Annotated in this window: 15 protein-coding genes; 7 read left to right on the top strand and 8 right to left on the bottom strand. The window is 63.2% G+C overall.

The genetic code is table 11. From position 1 onward, the window contains the following. Positions 1-60 precede the first annotated feature (60 nt). A complete protein-coding gene (locus ACIPOO_RS23115; RefSeq protein WP_400610071.1) occupies positions 61-1515 on the top strand; it encodes a TrkH family potassium uptake protein in 1455 nt (484 codons plus the stop codon). A 105-nt stretch (positions 1516-1620) separates the two neighbouring features. Here the strand turns inward: ACIPOO_RS23115 and ACIPOO_RS23110 are convergent, their stop codons facing one another. After that, positions 1621-2628, bottom strand: coding sequence for an AraC family transcriptional regulator (locus ACIPOO_RS23110; RefSeq protein WP_274134476.1), 1008 nt, complete (start codon positions 2626-2628; stop codon positions 1621-1623). 134 nt (positions 2629-2762) lie between these two features. On the opposite strand from ACIPOO_RS23110, the gene ACIPOO_RS23105 reads away from it, so the two are divergent. Further along, positions 2763-3074, top strand: coding sequence for an Mpo1-like protein (locus ACIPOO_RS23105; protein WP_400610069.1), 312 nt, complete (start codon positions 2763-2765; stop codon positions 3072-3074). Between the two features lie 87 nt (positions 3075-3161). Here ACIPOO_RS23105 and ACIPOO_RS23100 read toward each other — a convergent pair whose 3' ends face one another. The 6 genes from ACIPOO_RS23100 to recQ all read right to left on the bottom strand — a co-directional run bounded on the left by ACIPOO_RS23100 (position 3162) and on the right by recQ (position 10693). After that, on the bottom strand, positions 3162-3983 hold the full coding sequence (locus tag ACIPOO_RS23100; RefSeq protein ID WP_274134472.1) for a UDP-2,3-diacylglucosamine diphosphatase: 822 nt from the start codon (positions 3981-3983) through the stop codon (positions 3162-3164). Positions 3984-4195: 212 nt separating this feature from the next. Continuing rightward, positions 4196-5095: a bestrophin family protein gene (locus tag ACIPOO_RS23095; protein ID WP_400610066.1), complete on the bottom strand. Its 900-nt coding sequence runs from the start codon at positions 5093-5095 to the stop codon at positions 4196-4198. Positions 5096-5110: 15 nt separating this feature from the next. After that, entirely contained in the window at positions 5111-5407 is a 297-nt protein-coding gene (locus ACIPOO_RS23090) for a SelT/SelW/SelH family protein (protein WP_274134469.1), read from the bottom strand. Between the two features lie 3 nt (positions 5408-5410). Next, positions 5411-7600 (bottom strand): FimV/HubP family polar landmark protein, encoded by a 2190-nt coding sequence (locus ACIPOO_RS23085; protein ID WP_400610138.1) that lies wholly within the window; start codon positions 7598-7600, stop codon positions 5411-5413. 228 nt (positions 7601-7828) lie between these two features. After that, on the bottom strand, positions 7829-8263 hold the full coding sequence (locus ACIPOO_RS23080; protein WP_274134468.1) for a MarR family transcriptional regulator: 435 nt from the start codon (positions 8261-8263) through the stop codon (positions 7829-7831). Positions 8264-8566: 303 nt separating this feature from the next. Then, positions 8567-10693, bottom strand: coding sequence for a DNA helicase RecQ (gene recQ, locus ACIPOO_RS23075; protein ID WP_400610064.1), 2127 nt, complete (start codon positions 10691-10693; stop codon positions 8567-8569). A gap of 211 nt (positions 10694-10904) precedes the next feature. Between recQ and ACIPOO_RS23070 the strand changes: the two genes are divergently transcribed. Continuing rightward, on the top strand, positions 10905-11492 hold the full coding sequence (locus ACIPOO_RS23070) for a UPF0149 family protein (protein WP_400610062.1): 588 nt from the start codon (positions 10905-10907) through the stop codon (positions 11490-11492). A gap of 10 nt (positions 11493-11502) precedes the next feature. Continuing rightward, positions 11503-11916, top strand: a complete 414-nt coding sequence (locus tag ACIPOO_RS23065; protein WP_400610060.1) for a YbaN family protein — start codon at positions 11503-11505, stop codon at positions 11914-11916. A gap of 664 nt (positions 11917-12580) precedes the next feature. Here the strand turns inward: ACIPOO_RS23065 and ACIPOO_RS23060 are convergent. Then, positions 12581-19078 (bottom strand): retention module-containing protein, encoded by a 6498-nt coding sequence (locus ACIPOO_RS23060; protein WP_400610058.1) that lies wholly within the window; start codon positions 19076-19078, stop codon positions 12581-12583. A gap of 422 nt (positions 19079-19500) precedes the next feature. Between ACIPOO_RS23060 and ACIPOO_RS23055 the strand changes: the two genes are divergently transcribed. The 3 genes from ACIPOO_RS23055 to ACIPOO_RS23045 all read left to right on the top strand — a co-directional run bounded on the left by ACIPOO_RS23055 (position 19501) and on the right by ACIPOO_RS23045 (position 24462). Then, positions 19501-20856 (top strand): TolC family outer membrane protein, encoded by a 1356-nt coding sequence (locus ACIPOO_RS23055; protein WP_274136767.1) that lies wholly within the window; start codon positions 19501-19503, stop codon positions 20854-20856. A 75-nt stretch (positions 20857-20931) separates the two neighbouring features. After that, complete coding sequence (locus tag ACIPOO_RS23050) at positions 20932-23106, top strand: type I secretion system permease/ATPase (RefSeq protein WP_400610056.1); 2175 nt, start codon at positions 20932-20934, stop codon at positions 23104-23106. Positions 23107-23118: 12 nt separating this feature from the next. After that, positions 23119-24462 carry an HlyD family type I secretion periplasmic adaptor subunit gene (locus tag ACIPOO_RS23045; protein WP_274136766.1) on the top strand — a complete coding sequence of 448 codons (1344 nt, stop codon included), beginning with the start codon at positions 23119-23121 and terminating at the stop codon, positions 24460-24462. The last annotated feature ends 559 nt before the right edge of the window (positions 24463-25021 follow it).

Here is a 25021-nt window from a genome sequence, read left to right as displayed (position 1 = left end):
TACTTGCCCGGACCTGCGGGTAGAATGAGCGCCTTTCCCCTACCAGATCAGAGCGACTGCATGGCGTTGCCGACCCTTCGCATCATCGGTTTCATTATCGGCATCTTCCTCATCACCCTGGCCATCGCCATGGTCATCCCGATGGCGACCCTGGTGATCTTCGACCGCACCGGCGACATGCCCTCGTTCCTCTGGTCCAGCCTGGTCACCTTTATCGCCGGTCTTGCGCTGGTCGGTCAGGGCCGCCCGGATCACGTTCACCTGCGCCCACGGGACATGTACCTGCTGACCGTCAGCAGCTGGGTGGTGGTCTGCGTCTTCGCGGCGCTGCCCTTCCTGTTCACCCAGCACATCAGCTACACCGACTCGTTCTTCGAAAGCATGTCCGGCATCACCGCCACCGGCTCCACGGTGCTCAGCGGGCTGGACAAGATGTCGCCGGGGATCCTGATCTGGCGTTCGCTGCTGCACTGGCTCGGCGGCATCGGCTTCATCGGCATGGCGGTGGCGATTCTGCCGTTGCTGCGCATCGGCGGCATGCGGCTGTTCCAGACCGAGTCTTCGGACCGCTCCGAGAAGGTCATGCCGCGCTCGCACATGGTGGCCAAGTACATCGTGCTGGTGTACGTCGGCATCACCATCCTGGGCAGCCTGGCGTTCTGGTGGGCCGGCATGAGCCTGTTCGATGCGATCAACCACGCGATGTCGGCGATCTCCACGGGCGGGTTCTCGACCTCCGACCAGTCCCTGGCCAAGTGGCCGCAACCCTCGGTGCACTGGGTGGCCGTGGTGGTGATGATCCTCGGCAGCCTGCCGTTCACCCTGTACGTCGCGACATTGCGCGGCCATCGCAAGGCGCTGATCAAGGACGAGCAGGTTCAGGGATTCATTGGGCTGTTGCTGGTCACCTGGCTGGTGATGACCCTGTGGTACTGGGCAACCACCGACCTGCCCTGGTACGACGCGCTGCGCCATGTGGCGCTCAACGTGACCTCGGTGGTGACCACCACCGGCTTTGCCCTGGGTGACTACAGCCTGTGGGGCAACTTTGCGCTGATGTTCTTTTTCTACCTGGGCTTCATCGGCGGCTGTTCGGGCTCCACCGCCGGGGGCGTGAAGGTGTTTCGTTTCCAGGTCGCCTACATCCTGCTCAAGGCCAACCTGCATCAGTTGATTCACCCCCGCGCGGTGATCCGGCAGATGTACAACGGCCATCGGCTGGACGACGAGATCGTGCGGTCGATCCTGACCTTCTCGTTCTTCTTCACCATCACCATCTGCCTGATCGCGCTGTCGTTGTCGTTGCTGGGGCTGGACTGGATGACCGCCCTGACCGGCGCCGCCAGCACCGTTTCAGGCGTGGGCCCAGGCCTTGGCGAGACCATTGGCCCGGCAGGCAATTTCTCGACCCTGCCGGATGCGGCGAAGTGGATTCTGTCGCTGGGGATGCTGCTGGGGCGGCTTGAGATCATCACCATTCTGGTGCTGTGCATCCCGGCGTTCTGGCGCCACTAACGCCGACGCCCCTGTAGGAGCGCGCTTGCCCGCGACGGCGGTGTGTCAGGCGAGGCATCGTAGTCAGGCAGACCGCCGTCGCGGGCAAGCGCGCTCCTACAGGTTTTATTCAATGGATTTCCTGACCCGATACTCCCCCGGCGTCTCATCGAACCAGCGCCGGAACGCGCGGAAGAAATTACTCGGGTCCGCGAACCCCAGGAGGTAGGCAATCTCCAGTAGCGTCATCTGCGGCTGCGCCAGGTATTGCTCGGCCAGCTCCCGCCGGGTGTCGTCGAGCAGGGTCTGGAAGCTGGTGCCCTCCTCCTGCAGGCGCCGCTGCAAGGTGCGCTGTGACAGATGCAGGCTCTGGGCGACGGCTTCGCGCTTGGGCTCGCCCTGAGGCAGCAAGCGCGTCAATACCTGGCGCGCCTGGTGCGTCACCCGGCTGCTGGCGAAGCGCGCCAGATAATCCCCGGCAAAACGGTCATGCAGCTTGGCCATGGCCTCGTCGGCGGTGGGCAGTGGCGCTTCCATTTCGCTGCGGGCGAACACCAGCGCGTTGTAGGGCGCGCTGAACGTCAGAGGCGCGTGAAAGAATTTCTTGTAAGGCTCGATATTCTTGGGCTGCTCACCCTGGATCAACACCTGGCGCGGATGCAACGGCCGGCCGGTCAGCCAGCCACAGAACGCCAGCGCGAAGGCAAGCGACGCTTCGGCGCTTTGCCGGGTGGGAGGCAGCAGGTCGCCATGCACGGTAAGAATCAGCGCATAGCCTTCAGGCAGCAGACGAAAACTGAGGTCGGCGCTGTCGGCGATGATCCGCTGGTAACGCACCAGGCGCTCGAAGCCTTCCTTGAGGGTGCGGCTGGACATCAGCGCGTAACCCGCGACGCTGAACGACGCAGGCCGCACGACCCGGGCCATGTTCAGGCCAATCGCCGGGTTTCCGGACAATTCCACCGCGCGCTGCCAGAGGCGGGTCATCGAATCCTGGGCGAAACGTGCATCGGGGTTCTCGAGGTCGGCGTACACCAGCCCCAGTTCCTTGAACAACGCCCGGCAATCCAGACCGTCCATTTCCAGGGACTTGACGATCCCCATGGCCCAACTTGAAGAAGTCGTTTTTTCCATGCTTACGTCTTCTGACTGAAGTCGGTCGCCCCCTGCGACTGATAGCCGAAGGATACTACGTTGGCACCCATTGTCACTGATTGGCAGGTGGGGTTGGTTAAACTGTTGACTGACTCACATCCAGGAATCGAGCTGTGGATAACGTCAAGACCTTCGACCGTTTCGCCGACTTCTATCCGTACTATCTGCACGAACATTCAGACAGCACGTGTCGGCGCCTGCATTTCATCGGCACTACGCTGGTGATCGTGATTCTGGCGAGCGCTCTGTTGAGCGGCAAATGGCTGCTGCTGTGGGTGTTGCCGCTGGCGGGCTACAGCTTTGCGTGGGTCGGGCATTTCTTCTTCGAGAAGAACCGCCCGGCGACGTTCAAGCATCCCTTCTACAGCCTCCTGGGGGATTTCGCCATGTACCGGGACATGCTCAGGGGCAAGGTGCCGTTTTAACGCGCTTTTCGTAGCAGCACGGCTTGCCGGCGGGGGCGTAATTGAAATCGCTCCCGCCGGCAAGCGGGACGCCGCCCGGCCGGGCTGCTACGAGACGGTCTCGCCAACCGGTTGATTCGCCTCAACGGATTTGGCCTTGACGTGCGCATCGGCCAGGCGGAACAGCTCGATGGTGCCGTCCCAATGCTCGATGAGGGCGGTGCAGGACTCGACCCAGTCACCGCAGTTCAGGTACTCGACGCCACCCACCTGACGGATTTCGGCGTGGTGGATGTGCCCGCAGACCACCCCGTCCAGCCCGCGCTTGACGCATTCGTGAGCGATGGCTTCCTCGAAGTCGCTGATGAAGTTCACCGCCGTCTTGACCTTGTGCTTCAGGTACGCCGACAACGACCAGTAACCCTTGCCGTACTTGGCGCGCCAATGGTTGAGCCAGCGGTTGAGGGTCAGGGTGAATTCGTAGGCCGAGTCCCCCAGGAATGCCAGCCAGCGGTGATAGCGGGTGATGACATCGAACTGGTCGCCGTGGATCACCAGCAGACGTCGGCCGTCGGCGGTGACGTGCTCGGCTTCGTCCACCAGCTGGATATTGCCCAGGATCAGTTTGGAGTAGCGACGCAGGAATTCGTCGTGGTTGCCGGTGACGTAGATCACCTCGGTGCCGCGCTTGCTCATGGTCAGCAGCCGGCGGATGACGTTGGTGTGCGCCTGTGGCCAGTACATGCCGCCGCGCAGCTTCCAGCCGTCAATGATATCGCCGACCAGATAGATCCTGTCGGCATGATATTGCTTGAGAAATGCGGACAGGTGCTCGGCCTGGCAATCCCGGGTGCCCAGATGCACGTCGGAGATCCACAAGGTCCGGACACGTTGTTTACGACTGGGTTTCGCGTTCTCGGCAATGCTCATGGATAGCCTCCGCTCGGGTTTCCACAAGGGTGGACCGGGTCGGTGAACCGAACATGACGAGGATGTTGAAATTTAATGACATGATTGAACGCCACCACACCCGACCGCAGCAGCACGGCTTGCCGGCGGGAGCGTTGTGTCAGACGGCGCATTCGTCATAGACACACCGCCCCCGCCGGCAAGCCGTGCTGCTACGGAGGTATTACCGCGTCTCAAGTCAACACAAACTCCACCGGCTCAAGCACAGGCGGCAATGGCTGTACGCCCAGGGCATCGAGGATATCGCGCTCGATCACTCGCACCAGCGCGTCCAGCGGCAAGTCGTTTTCGTCGTAGCCGAACGGGTCTTCCAGTTCGTTGCCAATCGCGTCCAGGCCAAAGAATGTGTAGCTGACGATGGCCATGAACAGCGGCGTCATCCAGCCCAGCGGCTCGGCCATGGCGAAGGGCAGCAGGATGCAGAACAAGTAGATGGTGCGGTGCAGCAGCAAGGTGTAGGGAAACGGCAGCGGCGTGTTCTTGATCCGGTCGCAGGTGGTCAGCGCCCGGCTCATCACGCTCAGGTGATTGGCCAGCAGCGTGTAGCGCCATTCGCTGATCTGCCCCGCCTCGCTCGCCTCGGAACACTGCCGCCCGACGTCGCGCAGCACGATGTCACAGCAATTGGCCCGGTTCAGGGCTGGCAACTGACTGACCCAGGGGGCCATGGCCTTTCGCGCATCCTGGCAGCGCAATGCGGCGTTCAGGCCGTGGGCAAAGCCGCACAGGTCACGCAGGATGGTTGCGCGAGCGCCGTCATCCTTGATTGCCTGGGTCTCGCGAATGATCGAGCGGGTCTCGGTGATGATGTCGCCCCAGGCCTTGCGCGCCTCGTACCAGCGGTCATAACAGGCGTTGTTGCGAAAGCTCATGAAGATCGACAGCGACAGGCCCAGCAAGGTGAACGGCGTGGCGCTGACCTTGGCAAAGTAGTCCGGGTGCAGGCTTTCGATCAACACAATACCCGCCGCCAGCAAGGTCACCAGCAGGCTGCGACCGGCGATGCGACGGGCAATCGAGCCCTTGAGAGTCGAGAGCACGTTGAGCAGGTTGGGATGGGGGCGAACGATCATGGCGCGGTGCTCGGTTCAGCTGTCAGGGCTGCTCGTGCGGTCATTGTGGCCTAGATCGCGGTCCGGATCGATCCGGTCCCGCACCCGCTGCTTGAGCACCTTGGCCTCGGGGAAGCCGCCATCGGCCTTGCGCTCCCAGATCTGCACCTCATCGCAGGTGATCCGGAACACGCCACCGGTGCCCGGCACCAGCGAGACCTTGCCCAGATCGTCGCCAAAGGTGCTGAGCAGTTCCTGCGCAAGCCAGGCCGCACGCAACAGCCATTGGCATTGCGTGCAATAGGTGATGGTGATTTCCGCCTTGGTGGTCATGGCTCAGCCCAGCCCTGCCAGCAGGTCGCGAGCGGTCTGTTGCGGGCCGTCGTCGGATTCGTCGATCACTTCCTGCAACAGGCGGCGGGCTTCTTCGATGTTGCCGTCGTCGATCAACACCTGGGCTTCGTTGATCTTGCTCAGGGGCTCTTCGTCCAGGTCCATGAGGTCGAACTCGGTGTCGTCGGTCATGAAGCTGTCGAGGAACGCGTCGTCGAGCTGGTCGCTCTGGCTCTGGACCAGGGAATCGACGTGGCTTTCAGGCTCATCGGGAAGGTCGAAGGTCATCTCGATTTCTTCCGGCGCGGCCTCTTCTTCAGCGAAGTCACTGAGGAATTGCTCTTCCGGCATCTCGAAGACTTCCGGCAACTCGGTCAGGTTCGAGGCGAACGCCGGATCCACCGCGGGTGGTGCTTCTGGCGCGGCCTTGCGTGGGGCCGGGGTGCTTTCGAACGGGTCGACCAGGTCCCAATCGGCGTCCATCGACAAGTCGTCCAGGTTGAGCTGGAAGTCGTCGGCCGGTGCCGGGTTGAGTGATGCCGCAGCGTTCTCGTCCAGTTGGCTGGCCTGGGTGCTGCTGGCGGCTGCCGCAGCGGCGACGGTCGCAGCCCCCGCCACCACTGCGGCGGCAACCGGTGGCTGCACCGGGGCCGGGGCGGCGGGCGCAGGTTCCACCTTGAGTTTTGGGTAGCGGCTGCGGATTTCAGCGAGTTTCTCGGCTTCGATGCCGTGGTCCAGCAGCACTTTCTCCTCGGCGTTGAAGCCTTCGAGATCGCCCTGCTCGCCCAGCAACTCAAGAATACGCAGGCGTACGTCGGTGCGTTGCGGCTGCTTGTCCAGAGCGTCGCGCAGGATCGCCAGCGCCTCGGCAAACCGGCCGTAGGCGATGTAGATGCTGGCGCCATCGAGGGCGTCGGTCGCAGCCCCTGCCAGGCGCTGGCCCGATGAGCTGGCAGCAGGCGCCGGGCTGGGGGCGCTCGGCGACACGGACGGCACTTCGTAGACCGGGGTGACGGTTGCCTGGGCAGGCTTGAGGATCGGCTCGGCCGGCTCTGGCTGCAGGGCCAACTGGTTCTTGATGCGGTTGCGTCGAACGGACCAGGCCAGCGCCAGCAGCAACGCCAGGACCAGCAGGGCGGCCAGGATCATGGGCCATGGCAGACCGTCATCCTGCACAGGCTGAACCGGCGCAGGGGCGGGCATTGGCGCAGGGGCGATGGCCGCAGGCTCGGTCTTCTGCACGGGCGCGGCAGGGGCTGGCGCCGGAGCAGGCCGGGAAGCCAGCGCCTTCATTTCAGCCAGTTGGGTCTGCAGCTCGATGATCTGCTTGTCCTTGCTCGCCTCGTCTTCAGCGGTCTTCTGCGCCTGATCCTTGAGCTCATCGACGGTCTTGCTGAGCTGCTGGTTCTGCAGCGCAGTGGCCGACAGTTGCTCGGCAGGGCTTGGCGTGCCCGCAGTTGGCGCGGCAGGACTCGAAGGTGCAGACGGTGCAGTCGCAGCGCCGGCAGGCACGGCTGCAGCCTTGGGTTCCAGGGCGCTGTCGGGAAGCAAGAGGCTCTGGCCGACTTTCAACTGGCTGCGCTCGCCATTGGGGAAGGCTTGCGGGTTGAGTGCCTGGATGCCGCTGATCAGCTCCGCGGGGCTGGCCTTGCTGCCGGGTGCCTGCACGTGACGGGCGATTCCGGCCAGGGTGTCACCGGAGACCACGGTGTAATGCTTGCCCTGGACGGCCTTGGGCGGCGCCACGGGAAGCCGCGAGCCATCGTTCCTGGGCCCGGCGGCTGGGGATTGGGCACGGCTGCGGGTGGCCGCAAGACCGGTTGGCGAGTTGGGCGGGTCGAGCAGCACGGTGTATTCGCGCAGTTGATCGCCGCTGGGGCGGACCAGGCGCACGACAAAATCCATGTACGGCTCGGTCACCGCCTTGCGCGACTCGACATGGACCACGGCACGATTGCCCCGGATCACCGGAGTGAAGCGCAGGTCGTTGAGAAAGAACACGCGCTCCACGCCGGCCTTGGCGAAGGCGTCGGCAGGTGCAAGCGCCACGACGATTTCGTCAGGGCTCAGCCCCGCTGCTTCGATCAGCTCGATATCCGCGTTGAATGGCTGCCCCAGCGCCGAGTGCAGGGTCATCTCCCCCAGCCCCAACGCTGCCGCCATGGAGGTGTGCAGCATGGACGCCGAGGCCACGGCCAATGTCAGCAATCCTGTGCGCAGACCCGACTGAACGCGAAATGGAAGGTAACTCCCGCGCCGACTACCGGCCTGAAAACTCTTCAGCATGCGAACCCTTATGAGGCAGGCTTCCCTGCAAATGCGTTGTACGAACACCCTGTCGGGGTCAAACCAGTATGGCTGCAAATAGAACAGGATGTTTCCACAGGTTCAACGTTTTATTGCAGGCATTGAGCCACAACGTCAGGATTTTTCCAGATTGTCGAGAATAGTCTGGTGCACACGCATGGCCACGCGCAGGTCTTCTTCATCTATACCGACGAACAATTCATGCCGCAGGGCGGTGGCGATGGTCTCGATTTTTTCGATAAGAGGGCGAGCCGTGTCGCTGAGCAGGATCTTTTTCGCACGACGGTCTTCGACAACCGCCTGACGGCGGACCAGGCCCTGATTCTCCAGACTGTCGAGCAGCCGGGCCAGGGTCGGGCCTTCCACACCGACGCTTTGCGCCAGCTCACGCTGGGTCGGCGGCGTCTTGAAGCGCGCCAGATGAAGCAGGACCAGCCAACGGGCCTGGGACAACCCAAGATCGGCCAGACGGCGGTCCAGCTCGGCACGCCAGCCCCGGGACATATGGGCCAGCTGCATGCCAAAGCGATGTTCTTCTGTTAACGGCATAGGTAACTCGATGGTTAAAGGCTAATCCTAATTAATAGGCAGCTAACCATGGAGCTTGTGACGAGGCAAGTGTCGGGGTGTGGTGTTTCGTCGCACAGCGCCGGGGTAGACCGGAATGCGGCGGGTTTGGCGTGGTATCGGCAACTGGCGCCGATCCTGTGGGAGCGGGCTCGCCCGCGAAGACGGCGTGTCAGGCAACGCTGTTGCGATTGAACCTACGCATTCGCGGGCAAGCCCGCTCCCACAGGTCCGGAGATATTCGCGTGTTCGGGGAAGCTTGGAGGGCAATGCCGAAGCTATCCCTTACACCTCGAACTCAGACTGCAGCGCCGCACGCACGCAATACAGCACGCCTTCCGGCACCCGGCCGGTGAACATCTCGGCGATGGCGGCCACTGGCGGCAGTTCGCCTTCGCCGTCGAGGAAGGCGTCCTGGATTTCGCTCAGCAGTTCTTCGGGCAGATCCAGTGCCTGCTCCAGCGACAACTGCTGCTTGCCGATGGCTTCGGCCAGCATCGTGTAGACGTTCTTCTCCGTGCACTGCAATTGCCCGGCGATCTGCGCAGGCGTCATGCCGGCGCGGGCCAGGCTGATGAGTTCGTGACGCAGGTCGGTGACCACCCGAGGCGCAGGCGCCGCACCGCCGAGCACTTCCAGGAAGGCCTCGCCGTAACGCTCCAGCTTGCGCGCGCCGACGCCGCTGACCCGGCCCATCTCGGCCATGGTGCCGGGCTGGCTGCGCAGCATTTCCAGCAGGGTCGAGTCGGGGAAGATGACGTAAGGCGGCACGCCGTGCTCTTCGGCCAGCTTGCGGCGCAAGGCCCGCAGCGCTTCCCACTGCTCGCGCTCTTCGCCGCGCACCAGTTGGCTCGCCGGGCTGCCGGACGCCTTGGGGGTGGTCTGGGGTTTGAGGTCGCGGCGCAGTTGCAGGGTGACTTCGCCACGCAACAAGGGGCGGCAGGTGTCGCTCAGGCGCAGGCCGCCGTAGCCTTCGAGATCGGTATCGGCAAGACCACGGGCCACCAACTGGCGGAACAGCGAGCGCCATTCGCCCTCACTGCGCCCCTTGCCTACGCCGAACACCGCCAGCTTCTGATGACCGAAGCTCTGCACCTTGTCGTTTTCCTTGCCCAGCAACACGTCCACCAGGTGGCCGACGCCGTAACGCTGGCCGGTCCGATAGATGGCCGATAGCGCCTGGCGCGCGGCCTCGGTGGCATCCCAGGTCTGCACGCCATCGACGCAGTTGTCGCAATGCCCACAGGGGTTGGGCATGTCTTCGTCGAAATAGGCCAGCAGCGCCTGACGCCGGCAACGGGTTTCTTCGCACAGCGACAGCATGGCATCGAGCTTGTGCTGCTCGACGCGCTTGTGGCGCTCGTCGCCTTCGGAGTTCTGCAGCATCTGCTTGAGCATCACCACGTCCTGCAGGCCGTAGGCCATCCAGGCATCGGCAGGCAGACCATCGCGCCCTGCCCGGCCGGTTTCCTGGTAATAGGCTTCCAGCGACTTGGGCAGGTCCATGTGCGCGACGAACCGCACGTTGGGCTTGTCGATGCCCATGCCGAAGGCAATGGTGGCGACCATGATCAGGCCTTCCTCGTTGAGGAAGCGGCGCTGATTATTGGCACGGGTCTCGATGGGCAAACCGGCGTGGTACGGCAATGCCGGATAGCCGTTGTCGCTCAGGAACGCGGCGGTTTCCTCGACTTTCTTGCGCGACAGGCAGTAGACGATGCCCGCATCGCTGCGCCGCTCGGACAGGAACGCCAGCAACTGTTTGCGCGGCTGCTCCTTGGGCACGATGCGGTAGAAGATGTTGGGGCGGTCGAAGCTCGACAGGAAACGCTCGGCGTTCTGCAAATGCAGGCGCGTGACGATTTCCTCGCGTGTGCGCTTGTCGGCGGTGGCCGTCAGGGCGATGCGCGGCACATCGGGAAACAGTTCGGCCAACTGGCCCAGTTGCAGGTATTCAGGGCGGAAATCGTGGCCCCATTGCGATACGCAGTGGGCTTCGTCGATGGCGAACAGGGCAATCTTGAGGTTTTGCAGAAACGCCAGCATACGCGGCTGGACCAGGCGCTCGGGCGCCAGATACAGCATCTTCACTTCGCCCAGGCGAATCCGGTTGGCCAGGTCACGCTGTTGCTCGGCGCTGAGCGTGGAGTTCAGCGCGGCGGCCGAGACACCCAGTTCGTCGAGGGTCGCGACCTGGTCGTCCATCAGCGCAATCAGCGGGGACACGACCACCGCCAGGCCATCGCGCAGCAGCCCCGGCACCTGGAAACACAGGGACTTGCCGCCGCCGGTAGGCATCAGCACCAGGGCATCGCCCCCGCTGGCAACGCGCTCGATAATGGCACCCTGGCGACCACGGAAGCTGTCGTAGCCGAAGATGTCTTTAAGTACGCGTTGAGCCTGGTCGAGCATAGATACCCCGGATGGTGCCACTACAGCGGATGAACAGTCGCTGTGAAAATCGCAAAGCGCGGCAGTATACCGGAGCGCCCGGACAGATAGGACAGTCGTGACACGAGCGGTCGAAATTCATCGCAATCGGGCCTGGATGGCCCTCTTCGCTGGCATCTGGCGCCCTCAGGGCCTAGAATTCAGCATCGTTTATTTCCAAGGTAGTCCTTCAATGTCCTTCGCTGAGCAATTACACCGCCTGCAAGCCTTCCTCGACGCCGACGAGCTGCATGACGAAGCGCTGGACTATGTAGCCGCCCACGGCTACCTGACCGCGCTGTCGATCTGCTCTGAAGTGGTGCCGGACCGCGAGTGGATCGACGCCCTGTTCGCCGAGCCGCCGCACTACAACGACGCGGCCCAGCGCGAGGAAATCGAATCCACCCTGGTGCTGCTCAAGGCGCACATCGCGCGTCAACTGGCCTCGGACGAAGAGTTCGAACTGCCATGCGACCTGGACCTGGGCGAGGACCCGGATGACTCGGAACTGCGCGGCTGGTGCATCGGCTTCATGGAAGGTGTGTTCCTGCGTGAAGCGGTATGGTTCGAGAATGACGAGGAAGAAGTCAGCGAAATGCTGCTGCCGATCATGGTCGGTTCCGGTCTGTTCGACGAGCAGCCCGAGTTCTCGGACATCGCAGCCGATGCGAATCTGATGGACGACATGATCGTGCAGATCCCGGAAGCGCTGTCCGCGCTGTTCCTGCTGCTGCACGCGCCGGACGAAAAACCGGCCATCCTCAAGCCGCGCCACCACTGAGTGGGCGCCTATGGCGCACGGCGGTTCAGGTAACTCCTCTCCACGTACGAGTCGTTCGCGGCTCGTGCGCTATCTGTTGCAGGGCATCGGCTGGCTGAGTGTGGCGCTGGGGGTGATCGGGATTTTTCTTCCGGTATTGCCGACCACGCCTTTTCTGCTGCTGGCCGCCGCCTGTTTTGCCCGCAGTTCACCGCGTTTCTATCACTGGCTGGTCGAGCATCCCAGGCTTGGCCCGTGGATTCGCGGGTACCTGGACGGTGAAGGCATTCCCCTCAAGGGCAAGGTATACGCCATCGGGCTGATGTGGATCAGCATCGGGTTTTCCTGCTGGCTGGTGCCGCTGGTGTGGGCCCGCGGGTTCATGCTGATCTGCGCAGCGGGCGTGACGGTTTACATCTTGCGCCAGCCCACGTTGAAGCGCTGATACGGGTAAAAGCAAAATCCCCTGAAACACAACACCGACCGTAGCAGCACGGCTTGCCGGCGGGCTGATCTCCAGGCAGCCGTCGCGGGCAAGCGCGCTCCTACAGGATTGGGGTGAATCCCATTTTCTCACCATACCCGACATCCGTAGCAGCACGGCTTGCCGGCGGGGGCGATTTCAAGGACGCCCCCGCCGGCAAGCCGTGCTGCTACGGGGCGGTGTACAACCAAAGCTTTTGATCTTGATCTTGGTGCGCGATGGTGCAGGCGCCGCGGAATGCGACGTCAAGGCGCCAGGCCGAGCGCAGGTGTCGTGGAGGGGGATGAGCGGCAGGACGCCGCGAAAGCCGTGCGGGCCAGGGACGGCCCATCACGGCGTGCCCCCGGAACGGCGCCGGAGCGAGGGAAGTCCGAAGGACCCCAGCCTGTCGCAATGGCTTTGCCTACTTTCCCCGTAAGGAAAGTAGGTCGCCCGTAAGGGGCGAAACCCTATCGTCCAGCCACCGCGACAACGGATATACACACAATTACAGCGTCACCCGCCGACGCGGAGCGTCGTTCAGAGCGTTACCACGCAGAGCGTGGGAACGATCATCTTTCACCAATCACCCACACCAACCACAAAAAACTGGTGCGGTGTTCCAGGCACACCGCAAGCCTCCCAATCAAACCGTATCGACCTTCAACGAATGATCCCCCAACATCCCGTTGATGATCGACGCCGTGTCGTGCCCACTCGCCACCACTCCGCCGGCCCCAGGGGACACACCGTAGTGCTGGGCAAGGTTGACCCCGGCCAGATCGATGGTTTGAGTGGCTGCTCCGCCCGCCACACTGCTCACGTCAATACTCGAAACCAGCGACGCGCCGCTCCCGCTCACACTGAAGTGAAGGAAATTCTCCAGCGAATTCGCGTCCCCATGCTCACCTTGCAACAGCTGCGACAGGTCGAGCTTGTCGATGCCGAAGTTGAAGTCGGTGATGGTGTCATGCCCGGTATTGCCTGCCTGATAGAGGAAAGTGTCATGCCCCGGCCCGCCCGTGAGCGTGTTGTTGCCTGGCCCGCCGATAAGGATATCGTCACCGGCGCCGCCATTGAGCACATCGTTGCCCAGCCCGCCGTTGAGGACGTTGTTCCCCGAATCCCCGGTCAGGTGATCGTTGTAGTTCGAACCGATCAGGTTCTGGATATTCACCAGCGTGTCGATCCCTGCCCCGCCCGTGTGCTGCGGCCCCAGTTCCGCGGTGCTCACGGTCACCCCTGCAGTGGCCAGCGAGTAGTTGGCGGTGTTGTTGCCAGCGCCGCCGTCGAGCAGGTCATTGCCCGGCCCGCTGAAGAGCATGTCATTGCCGTTGTCGCCGTACAGCTCGTTGTTGCCCGGGCCTGCCACCAGCACATCGTTGCCGTCGCCGCCGTGCAGATGGCTGTCTGCCGCACCGACCAGCACATCGTCGCCTGTCGTGCCGAGCACCACATGGCCGTCCTGATGGGCGATATTCACCGCCGCCGTGCTGCTGCCGCCGTGCGGGTCCGTCACGGTGTAGGTGCTGTGCACGTCAGGCGTGGTGTTGACCGCCGAGTAGTCGATCGACAGGCTCAGGTTGTAATGCTCCTTGACCCCGTGATCGGCCTCGTTGACCACGATCAGCCGGTACACGCCATCCTGCGTGGCGGTAAAGGTGCCGCCGTCGTTGATGCCGTGATAGGCGCCGTCTTCGAATTTCCAGGCCATGCCCAACACATCGTTGGTCAGGTTGTGATCGACGGTGACGGTTTCGCCCGCTTTCAGATGAACGCTGTACAGGTCCTGCGCATTGGACGGCGCACCGTTGACCGCCCCCAGATAACCGCTGATGACCAGCAATGCCGTGGTCGCGGTGGTGTTGAAGAAGTCGCTGCGTTCCAGGTTCTTCAACTGGTTGCTGTCTTTGTTCTGGGTGCCGGTAAACTGGATGGTCTTCAGCGAACCTGCGCTGAAGTCGGCGCCCTTGGTGGTCCAGCCGGTGTTGAAGGTGGTCGGGGACGCTGTCAGCGCGCCGCCGTTACCCGGCACATCGTTGGCCGCCAGAGCAGCGCCCGGAATGACGATGCTCGACCCGCCCAGGTTGGTGATGACGTTGTCGGCCACCGCCATCGGCGCCTCGTACACAGGTGGCGGCACCACATGCACATTCAGGTTGGCCGAGGCCAGGTCGCCGTCGTTATCGCTGAGCACATAATGAATGTTCTCGGTGACCGGCTGGGTCACTCCGATGGCTGGCGTAAAGCTGTATTCACCGGTGCTCATGTTGACCACCAGCGTGCCGTGCTCGCCGGTGACCGTCAGGGTGTGGGTCTGGGCGTTGAACGCACCGTGGTTGTCGCCGCCGCTGGCAGTGACCGAACCCTGCTGGTTGGCAGCCTTCGGATCGAAGGTGTAGGTGGTCCCGTCCAGGCTGACCGACTTGATGAAGCCCTGATCGGCGCCGAACGTGCCGCCTTCCAGCAGGCTGCCATGCACCCCGCCCTGTACCGTGCCGCTGAGCACCACGTTGAGTTGCCCAAGGTCGGTGACGATCACCGCGTTGCTGTTGCTGCCGGTGGCGCCGTTCCACGCGACAGGGTTCAGATAGGTGCTGCTGACATCGGTGCCCACGCCGATGGCAAAGGCATTGATGTGGTGGCTGTCGAGGAAGGTGGTCCAGGCATGCTCCTCGTTCGCGTCGATGCCATCGCCGCGCGCCGGATTGGGCACGCGGTCAGGATCGGAGTGCTGCGGCGAAGTGGTCGGGTTGCCGTCTGAGAAGAAGTACGCAAGGTTCTGCCCGCCGGCAATCGCGCCCTTCTCGACGAACGCCTGCTGTGCTGCGGCGAGGGCAGCGTCATAGTTGGTGCCGTTGCCTGCGGTCAGCGCGTTGACCATGGCCTTGGCCGTGGCGACGTCCACCCACTCGTTGCTGCCGATGTTCGCCTGGCTGTTGAAGGTCACCAGTTGCACGCGCACGTCGCCCAGCGCTTCGTACTTGTTCAGCAGCTCGATGATGGCCTGTTTCTCAAGGCCCAGGCGACTCAGCCCGTTCACCCCTGACGCCTCGTTCATGCTCGCCGAGTTGTCGACGATCAGCATCAGGTTGGTGTTGACCCCTTCACTGGTCACCGTCTTGTCGATGCACGCCGCCTTGGGCTGGTCGTCGACAATGTTGACGACGATCTGCGCGCTCGAACTGTGCCCCTGGGAGTCGGTCACCGTGTAGGTGAAGGTGTCATGGGTGATGTTCGGCCCATCGTTGGCCGGCGGCGTGGTTTTCGGCGCAGAGGTCAGGGTATAGGTGTAGCTGCCGTCGGCGTTCAGGTGCAGCACGCCGTACTGGCCTTGGGCGGTGCCGTTCTGCGCGCCGCCAAGGCTGTAGGTCAGCGCGCCATTGCCACCGTGCACCGAGTCGGCCACGGTGCCGGTCCCGGTTTCGGCGGTGGACCCTGGGTGGCTGCCGGTGACATTGCCCGGAGCCAGATCCTTGCCGTCCTTGTGGGTGTCCAGCGCGCTTTCCTTGACGGTGACATCGTGGTCGTCGCACGCCACCGGAGGGCAGCTCGTGACGTTGTGGAACACGTTGACCGTGACTGTGGTGGTGCTGGTGTCGCCGTCCGCGTCGCGGATGGTGTAGGTGAACACGTCCTGATGATCACCGGTGACACTGCCGTTGTTGTCGTTGGCCACGTAGGACGCCTGGCCATTGGCATCGACGATCAAGGTGCCATACGCGCCCTGGATGATCGTGCCCACGCCACCGGTCACTGGGGTGGAAGTATCGTTGCCTGCGCGCACGCCGACGATCAGCCCGCCTGCGCCAGGACCATCGGCACCGGCGGTGTCGTTGGCCAGGATATTGCCGCTGGTCTCGCCGCCTTCGAGCACGTAGCCGATGTCCGGGTTGGCGTGGGGAACGTCATCGTTGACGTGCACGTTGATATTGCCGTCCGCCACGTCGCCGTTGCTGTCCACGGCGTGCACGGGGATCTGCTCGTTGTTGACGGTGCCGTTGCCCTGATCGTGGTTTTCTGCGCCGTTCAGGGTGTAGGTGTAGGTCACTTCGCCGGTAGTCGGGTTGTAGCTCACTACCGTGAAGGTGCTGCCCGATGGCAGGGTGGTCGATTGTGGCGAGGTGATCGGTACGCCGTTCTCGATCACGTTGACGCCGCCGATGTTCAGGGTCTGCAGGCCATCGGGCGCACCGATGTGGACGGTGCCCGTCTGGGTCAGGGCGTCGTGGTTCGGGTTCGAGCCGCCGGGCAGGTTGGCTTCGTCGACGGTGCAATCGCTGCCGCCGATGGTCACCCCGGCATTGTGGAACACATTGACCGTGACCGTGGTGGTGCTGGTGTCGCCGTCCGCGTCGCGGATGGTGTAGGTGAATACATCCTGGTGATCGCCGCTGGCGCCATTGTTGGGGTTGGCGACGTAGGACGCCTGGCCGTTGGCATCCACGATCAGGCTGCCGTAGAGGCCCGCGATGACAGTCCCCACACCGGTGGTCACTGGCGTGGTGGTATCGGCGCCTGCGCGCACACCGATGATCAGACCGCCCGCACCCGGACCATCGGCACCGGCGGTGTCGTTGGCGAGGATATTGCCGCTGGTCTCGCCGCCTTCCAGCACGTAGCCGATATCAGGGTTGGCATGGGGCACATCGTCGGTGACGTGCACATTGATGTTGCCGTCAGCCACGTCACCGATCCGGTCCACGGCGTGCACGGCAATCTGTTCGTTGTTGACGGTGCCGTTGCCCTGGTTGTGGTTTTCCGCGCCGTTCAGGGTGTAGCTGTAGGTCACTTCACCGGTGGTCGGGTTGTAGCTCAGCACAGTAAAAGTGCTGCCCGATGGCAAGGTGGTCGATTGCGGCTGGGTGATCGCCACGCCGTTCTCGATCACGTTGATGCCGCCGATGGTCAGGGTTTGCAGACTGTCGGTCGAGGTGATTTTCACCGTGCCGGTCTGGGTCAGCGCTGCAGCGTTCGGGTCGCTGCCGTCTGGCAGGTTGGCTTCATTGAGGGTGCAATCGCTGCCGCCGATGATCACGCCGTCATTGTGGAAGACATTGACCGTAACCGTGGTGGTGCTGGTGTCGCCGTCGGCATCGCGGATGGTGTAGGTGAACACGTCCTGATGGTCGCCGGTCGCGCCATTGTTCGGGTTGGCGACATAGGACGCCTGGCCGTTGGCATCGACGATCAACGAACCGTACAGGCCTTGAATCACCGTGCCGACGCCGGTGGTGACCGGAGTGGAGGTATCAGCGCCCGCACGTATCCCGATAATCAGCCCGCCCGCACCGGGGCCATCGGCACCGGCCGTGTCGTTGGCCAGGATGTTGCCGCTGGTCTCCCCGCCTTCCAGCACGTAGCCGATGTCCGGATTGGCATGGGGCACGTCATCGGTGACGTGCACATTGATGTTGCCGTCGCCCACGTCGCCGTTGCTGTCCACGGCGTGCACGGCAATCTGTTCGTTGTTGACGGTGCCGTTGCCCTGATTGTGGTTTTCTGCGCCGTTCAGGGTGTAGCTGTAGGTCACTTCACCGGTGGTCGGGTTGTAGCTCAGCACGGTAAAGGTGCTGCCCGACGGCAAGGTGGTCGATTGCGGCTGGGTGATCGCCACACCGTTCTCGATCACGTTGATACCGCCAATGGTCAGGGTTTGCAGCCCGTCCGGCGCAGTGATCTTCACGGTGCCGGTCTGGGTCAGGGCTGCCGCGTTCGGGTCGCTGCCATCTGGCAGGTTGGCTTCATTGAGGGTGCAATCGCTGCCACCGATGGTCACGCCATCGTTGTGGAACACATTTACCGTAACCGTGGTGGTGCTGGTATCGCCGTCGGCGTCGCGGATGGTGTAGGTGAACACATCCTGGTGATCGCCGGTCGCGCCGCTGTTGGGGTTCGCGACATATGAAGCGTTACCGTTGGCATCGACGATCAACGAACCGTACAGGCCTTGAATGATGGTGCCTACCCCGGTGGTCACTGGCGTCGAGGTATCGCCTCCGGCACGCACACCGATGATCAGCCCGCCCGCACCTGGACCGTCGGCACCGGCCGTGTCGTTGGCCAGGATGTTGCCGCTGGTCTCCCCGCCTTCCAGCACGTAGCCGATATCCGGGTTGGCGTGGGGCACGTCATCGAGCACATGCACGTTGATGCTGCCGTCGGCCACATCGCCATCGCTGTCCACCGCATGCACGGGGATCTGTTCGTTGTTGATGGTGCCGTCGCCCTGGTTGTGGGTTTCCGGGCCATTGAGGGTATAGCTGTAGGTCACTTCGCCGGTGGCCGGGTTGTATCCCAGAATCGTCAGCGTGTTGCCCGATGGCAGGGTGATCGACTGCGGCTCGGTGATCGCCACGCCATTGGTCACCACGTTGATGCCGCCAATGCTCAGGGTCTGCAGGCCGTCGGCGGCAGTGACCTTGAGGGTGCCGGTCTGGGTCAGCGCGGCACTGTTGGGCGCGCTGCCGTTTTCGAAATTGGCTTCATTGAGGGTCACATCGCTGCTGCCCAGCGTCACGCCGTTGTCGATGACGGGAGGTGGCGGCTCGACCGGCGGAGGCTCGACTGGCGGTGGTTCAACGGGAGGCGGCGTGATGACGGGCGGCGGATTGCCGTTGTCGGAGCCGTTGACCAGCAGGCCCACTTCAGGCTCGGGGATGATGAAGGCGGAATTCAGACCGGCCGTCGGAAAGCCGATCACCGGATCCACATGCCCTGCGGTTTCGGTCAGCAGCACGAAGGTATGCCCGCCGCCCAGCGCAGTGGGCGAGCCGCCGGGGTTGGCATTGCCGGCAGCCGGGGCGTCGGTGACTTTGCTCGGGTCGGCGCCCGCCGCGATTGCCTTCTGCACCTGCTGCACGTCGGCCAGTTGCTGCTGGCTCGGCGCCACGGCATCGGGGGTGACGATAGGCGTGGCGTGATTGGCGAGGATCTCCGGCGTCAGCGCCATGCTGCTGTCCCGGCCCAGGGTCAGCTCACCGCCCTTGGCCAGCCTCACATCCACCGCGCCCGTTGGTCCGGTTTCCAGCGATTCGCCGGCGTAGACCCTGTCGCCTTCGATCACCAGACGCTTGGTGCCGTTGCTGGCCACCGCAAAAACGTCCCCGACTACCTGTTTCACCGTACCGATCAACCTGGCCATATCCACTCCCTAGCTACGCATACCGGATCAGAAAATGTTACGAATCCAACAAGAACTGTTCGAACGGCGTACATAAATGGCTTGGAGCCAGCATCAAACGACAAATTTATGTCGCTGAATTTTTTCAAGTTTTTTGCTCGAAAAACCACTTGATCGAACGCCGTCAAATTTCCGCTGAAACTCCCATAACAATCGTAAGATGCTTGTAAAACCTTGTTTACAGGCATTTCCCTGCAAGCAACCATCGCTTGAAACAGGCAAATGGCATAAGTTTTTTTTGGAATAAGGGTTATGAAAAAAACGTCTGAGCTTTTTGCAAACTTGTGTTTAGCTCTGATGTTACAAACCTGATACGGTCTTTACCGAAGGAATCGTCGGTTTTTTGGCGAACTCGGCACGACAACAAAATCACGGAGAAGCTCATGCGCGACTTGACCCCGCTTTACAGTGCAGTTGTGTTGGCGGTCGCCTGCGCCCAGGCGCACGGCATGTCACTGAATCAGGCGATTCAGACCACCATCGACAATCACCCGGAAATTCACTCGAACGTGAACAACCGATTGTCTGCCGATGAGGACGTCAAGATCGCCAAGGGCGGTTACCTGCCCAGCGTCGACCTGGTGGCCGCCTATGGCCGTGAGCACACCGACAGCCCCACCACCCGGGCGTTCGGCAATCACAACGAAGAAACCCTGAACTACACCCAGTCCGAACTTCGCCTGCGCCAGATGCTGTTCGACGGTTTCAACACCAAGAACGAAGTCGGCCGCACCCAGGCGGTGGTCAACTCTCGCGCGTACTACCTGCGCGGCACATCGGAAGACCTCGCGCTGCGCGCCATCGAGGTGTACCTGGAAGTGCTCAAGCGCCGCGAGCTGCTGGACCTGGCCAAGAACAACCTGCAGGCGCACCTGCGCATCAACGACCAGATCGGCCTGCGCACCAACCGCGGCATCGGCAGCAACGCCGACAGCGATCAGTCGAAGGCCCGTCGCGCCCTGGCCGAGAACAATTTCTACACCGCCCAGGTCGACCTGGCAGACGCCGAGGCCAACTTCTTCAGCGCCGTGGGCAGGATGCCCGACGAACTGGAAGCGCCGCCCTCGATCAAGGGCGAAGTACCCACCAGCCTCAACGACGCCAAGCAGAGCATGCTGGTGAACAACTCCTTCCTGAAGTCGGCCCAGGCCGACATCAATGCCGCCGAGAAGCAGTACGAGATCGCCAAGTCGCCGTTCTATCCGCGCTTCGACGGTGAACTGGCCGTCGGCGCGAACAACAACATCGCCGGCGAAGAAGGCCACGACAACGAATGGCGAGCGGCAGTGGTGATGAACTACAACCTGTTCAACGGCAATCGTGACAAGGCGCGCCTGAACTCCAACGCTTACAAGACCGGCCAGGCCATGGACATCCGCAACAACGCGCTGCGCATGCTCAACGAGAACCTGTCGCTGGCCTGGAATGCCATGAACAACGCCCGCACCCAGACCCCGATCGCCCGGGAATACGCCGAAACCACGACCAAGGTTCGCGCCGCGTATCAGGACCAGTTCGGCCTGGGCCAGCGCACCCTGCTCGACCTTCTGGACAGCGAAAACGAGCTCTACAACGCCGCCCGCCGCTACACCGAGCTGCGCTACACCGAGGAGTATTCGATGTACCGCGTGCTGGCCACCGAGGGCGAGCTGCTGAACAAGGCGCGTGTCGTCTTGCCGACTGCCGCAGTCGCCCTGACCGAGGTCAAGAGCGATGCGAGGCTGCCGGACCTGAAATAGATCAACCTGAAGTAGACCGACTTGAAGCCGCCCGACTTGAAGTAACGTAGTAGCGCGTGAGCGCGGGAGAAGTCTGTGACCAGCATGGAACTGCCCCACATAGAACCATCGCAACCGTTCGACCCACGTTCGAATTTCGACGACCCGCTGCTCGATGGCCTGCTCATCCTGTGCCGGCTTCACGACTGCAACGCCAGCCGCACCAGCCTCAGCGCTGGCCTGCCGCTGGCACAGCAGGCACTGACCGTCGATCTTCTGCCCCGCGCCGCTGCCCGCGCAGGGCTTCAGGGCCGCGTCCTGCGCCGCAAGCTCGACGCCATCGACCGCCTCAACCTGCCCGTCCTGCTGTTGCTCAAGGGCAACCGTTGCGCGGTGTTGCTGCGCTGGGAAGAAGACGGCCGCGCGCTGATCCTCCCAAGCGAAGCCGACGGCGGCGAACAGCGCGTCACCCGAGAAGAACTGGACGCGCTCTACACCGGTCAGGCGCTGTTCGCCCGCCCCCGCCACGAACTGGAAAACCTGCGCACGCCGCTGGTGCCGCGGGTAAACGCGTGGTTTCGCGACACCCTCAAGCTGTCGCGCTGGCTGTACAGCGACGCGATCCTGGCAAGCCTGATGATCAACCTGCTGGGGCTGATGGTGCCGCTGTTCGTGATGCAGACCTACGACCGCGTGGTGCCCAACCAGGCCACCTCGACGCTGTGGGTACTGGCCATCGGGCTGCTGATCGGCACCGGTTTCGAGCTGACACTGCGCCTGGTGCGCGCGCACCTGCTGGATCAGGCCGGCAAGAAGACCGACGTGATCCTCTCCGCGACCCTGTTCGAACGCATCACCGGCATGTCGATGAAGGCCCGTCCGGCCTCCATCGGCGGCTTCGCCCAGAGCATTCATGACTTCCAGGGGCTGCGGGAATTTCTCACCGCCGTGACCCTGACCAGCATCATCGACCTGCCCTTCGCCGTGTTGATGCTGGCGGTGATCGGCCTGCTCGGTGGCTGGCTGGTGGTGATTCCTCTGGTGGCCTTCCCGGTGACCATCCTCTTCGCCTGGATCATCCAGATGCGCCTGCGCGACACCGTCGAGCGCAGCCTGGCGCTGGGCGCAGAACGCCAGGCGTTGCTGGTGGAAACCCTGGGCGGGCTGGAAACCCTCAAGGCCTGCGGCGCCGAAAGCGAGCGCCAGCACAAATGGGAATCGACCCACGGCGCCCTGACCCGCCTGGACAGCCACGCCCGCGATCTCTCGGCCCTGGCCAGCAACGGCACGCTGTTCATCCAGCAGTTTTCAGGCATGGCGACCATCGTCGCCGGGGTCTACATCATCATCGCCGGCAACCTGAGCGTCGGCGCGCTGGTGGCCAGCTACATGCTCGGCAGCCGCGTGCTCGCCCCGCTGGGGCAGATCGCCGGGCTCATCACGCGCTATCAGCAGGCGCAGGTCACCATGAAAAGCACCGACGCGCTCATGGCCCTGCCCCAGGAACGCGAGCCCGGCAAGCACCCGCTGCAGCACACCCAGCTCAAGGGCGCCATCGACGTGGTCAAGGCCACCTTCGCCTATGGCGGCAGCGGCACTGCGGCGGCGCTGAACGAGGTCAGTATCTGCGTCAAACCCGGCGAGCGGATCGGCATCATCGGTCGCAGCGGTTCGGGCAAAAGCACCTTGGCGCGTTTGATGATGGGCTTCTATACACCCGACGATGGGCAGCTGTTGCTCGACGGTCTGGACCTGCGTCAGGTGGATGTCGCCGACCTGCGCCAGCAAGTGGGCTACGTCGCCCATGACCTGCCGTTGCTGGCGGGCAGTCTGCGCGACAACCTGACCCTGGGCGCACGCTACGTCACCGACGCTCGCATGCTGGAAGTCGCCGAGTTGACCGGCGTCACCGAGCTTGCGCGCAATCACCCGCTGGGCTTCGACCGGCCGGTGGGCGAGCGCGGGCAACTGCTCTCCGGTGGCCAGCGCCAGGCGGTGCTGCTGGCCCGGGCGCTGCTGCTCGATCCACCGATCATGCTGCTGGACGAACCCACCAGCCACATGGACAACAGCAGCGAAGACCTGCTGCGCCAGAAACTGCTGGGCCTGATGCAAGGCAAGACCCTGCTGCTGGTCACCCATCGCATGTCGATGCTCAGCCTGGTCGAGCGGCTGGTGGTGCTGGACAACGGCAAGGTGGTCGCCGATGGTCCGAAGGAGCTTGTCGTCGAGGCACTGCGCAAGGGCCGTGTCGGCCCGGCCACGGTTTAAGGAGCGTTCATCATGTCATCCGCTCAAAGCTATTTTCATCCGGGCCGCCAGGTCGATACCGAGTTCATGCCGGAAGTCGCCGGCGTCGCCGCGCAGGACTCGTCACGGGGTTCGCGGATCACGGTGTGGATCGCCGCTGCGCTGATCGTCAGCGCCCTGGTGTGGGCCAAATTCGCCGTGCTGCAGGAAGTCACCATGGGCGAAGGCAAGGCGATTCCGTCGAGCAAGGTCCAGGTGATCCAGAACCTGGAAGGCGGCATCGTCACTGAAATCTTCGTGCGTGAAGGGCAGATCGTGAACAAGGGCGACACCCTGCTGCGCCTGGACGACACGCGATTCCTGTCGAACAAGGGCGAGAGCGAGGTCGACAAATACACGCTGATGGCCCAGGTCGACAGGCTGTCTGCCGAGTCCGAAGGCCGACCGTTCAAGCCGTCCGCCGAGGTGCTGGCCAAGGCGCCGCAGGTGGCCGCCGATGAGCAGTCGCTGTACGACTCGCGCCAGCGTCGCCTGGCCAGTGAGCAGCGCACCTTGCAGGAACAACTGCGGCAGAAAACCCAGGAAGTCGCCGAGTTTCGCTCCAAGCAGGATCAGTACCGCAACCAACTGGGTTTCATTCAGCAGGAGCTGAGCATGTCGGCGCCGCTGGTCAACAGCGGTGCGGTGTCGCCGGTGGAAATCATCCGGCTCAAGGGCAAGGCGTCCGAGGCGCGCGGGCAGATGGACGCGACGTCATTGGCGATTCCGAGGGCGGAAGCGGCGATCAACGAGATCAAGAGCAAGATCCAGGAATCCCTGGACAGCTTCCGCTCCGATGCCACCAAGGATTTGAACGACAAGCGTGCAGACCTGGCAAAAGCCAGCGCCACCAGCATCGCCATCGACGACCGCGTGACGCGTACCACGGTGACCTCGCCGGTCAAGGGGATCGTCAAGACGCTGAAGGTCAATACCATCGGCGGCGTGGTTCAGCCGGGCAGCGACATGGTGGAAATCGTCCCGCTGGAAGACAATCTGCTGATCGAAGCCAAGGTCCGGCCGCAAGATGTGGCCTTCCTGCATCCGGGCCAGAAAGCCATGGTCAAGTTCAGCGCCTATGACTACACCATCTATGGCGGTCTGCCGGCGAAGCTGGAACTCATCGGCGCCGACACCACCACCGACGACAAGGGCAACACCTTCTACCTGATCCAGGTCCGCACCGACCGCAACCATCTGGGCAGTGATGAAAAGCCGCTGCTGATCATCCCCGGCATGGTCGCCACCGTGGACATCATCACCGGCGAGAAAAGCGTGATGGATTACCTGCTCAAACCCGTGCTCAAGGCCCGGACCGAAGCGTTGCGCGAACGCTAGGATCATCGGACCCGCAGGAGTGAGCTTGCCCGCGAATGGCCGGTACATTCGATGGAGATGTGCCGGATGCACCACCGCCGTCGCGGGCAAGCGCGCTCCTACAATGATGCGCGTCACGTGGCATCGCAGGACCTGTAGGAGTGAGCTTGCTCGCGATGAGGCCGGTACATCCGATGGAGATGTGCCGGACGCACCACCGCCGTCGCGGGCAAGCGCGCTCCTACAATGATGCGCGTCGCGTGGCATCGCAGGACCTGTAGGAGTGAGCTTGCTCGCGATAAGGCCGGTACATCCGATGAAGATGTGCCGGATGCACCACCGTCATCGCGAGCAAGCTCACTCCTACAGGGTTGCTGTGAATCCCTATTTCCGGCATCCCCGGAACCCGTAGGAGCGCGCTTGCCCGCGAATGGTCGGTACATCCGATGAAGATGTGCAGGACGCACCACCGCCGTGGCGGGCAAGCGCGCTCCTACAGATGCGAACCCAGTCCCGTAGCAGCACGGCTTGCCGGCGGGGGCGGACTTGAGATCGCTCCCGCCGGCAAGCCGTGCTGCTA

The organism is Pseudomonas sp. NPDC090201, assembly GCF_044746825.1.
In the GTDB taxonomy this organism is placed as follows: Bacteria; Pseudomonadota; Gammaproteobacteria; order Pseudomonadales; family Pseudomonadaceae; genus Aquipseudomonas; species Aquipseudomonas putida_AD.
Note: the sequence above shows the minus strand (reverse complement) of the source record. Positions and strands in the feature narration are given on the sequence as shown.

Coding starts and splice junctions, on each gene's coding strand:
- ACIPOO_RS23060 (WP_400610058.1), bottom strand. CDS start 19,078: ATGGCCAGGTTGATCGGTACGGTGAAACAGGTAGTCGGGGACGTTTTT.
- ACIPOO_RS23080 (WP_274134468.1), bottom strand. CDS start 8,263: ATGCCGTTAACAGAAGAACATCGCTTTGGCATGCAGCTGGCCCATATG.
- ACIPOO_RS23055 (WP_274136767.1), top strand. CDS start 19,501: ATGCGCGACTTGACCCCGCTTTACAGTGCAGTTGTGTTGGCGGTCGCC.
- ACIPOO_RS23090 (WP_274134469.1), bottom strand. CDS start 5,407: ATGACCACCAAGGCGGAAATCACCATCACCTATTGCACGCAATGCCAA.
- ACIPOO_RS23070 (WP_400610062.1), top strand. CDS start 10,905: ATGTCCTTCGCTGAGCAATTACACCGCCTGCAAGCCTTCCTCGACGCC.
- ACIPOO_RS23115 (WP_400610071.1), top strand. CDS start 61: ATGGCGTTGCCGACCCTTCGCATCATCGGTTTCATTATCGGCATCTTC.
- ACIPOO_RS23110 (WP_274134476.1), bottom strand. CDS start 2,628: ATGGAAAAAACGACTTCTTCAAGTTGGGCCATGGGGATCGTCAAGTCC.
- recQ (WP_400610064.1), bottom strand. CDS start 10,693: ATGCTCGACCAGGCTCAACGCGTACTTAAAGACATCTTCGGCTACGAC.
- ACIPOO_RS23100 (WP_274134472.1), bottom strand. CDS start 3,983: ATGAGCATTGCCGAGAACGCGAAACCCAGTCGTAAACAACGTGTCCGG.
- ACIPOO_RS23065 (WP_400610060.1), top strand. CDS start 11,503: ATGGCGCACGGCGGTTCAGGTAACTCCTCTCCACGTACGAGTCGTTCG.
- ACIPOO_RS23095 (WP_400610066.1), bottom strand. CDS start 5,095: ATGATCGTTCGCCCCCATCCCAACCTGCTCAACGTGCTCTCGACTCTC.
- ACIPOO_RS23045 (WP_274136766.1), top strand. CDS start 23,119: ATGTCATCCGCTCAAAGCTATTTTCATCCGGGCCGCCAGGTCGATACC.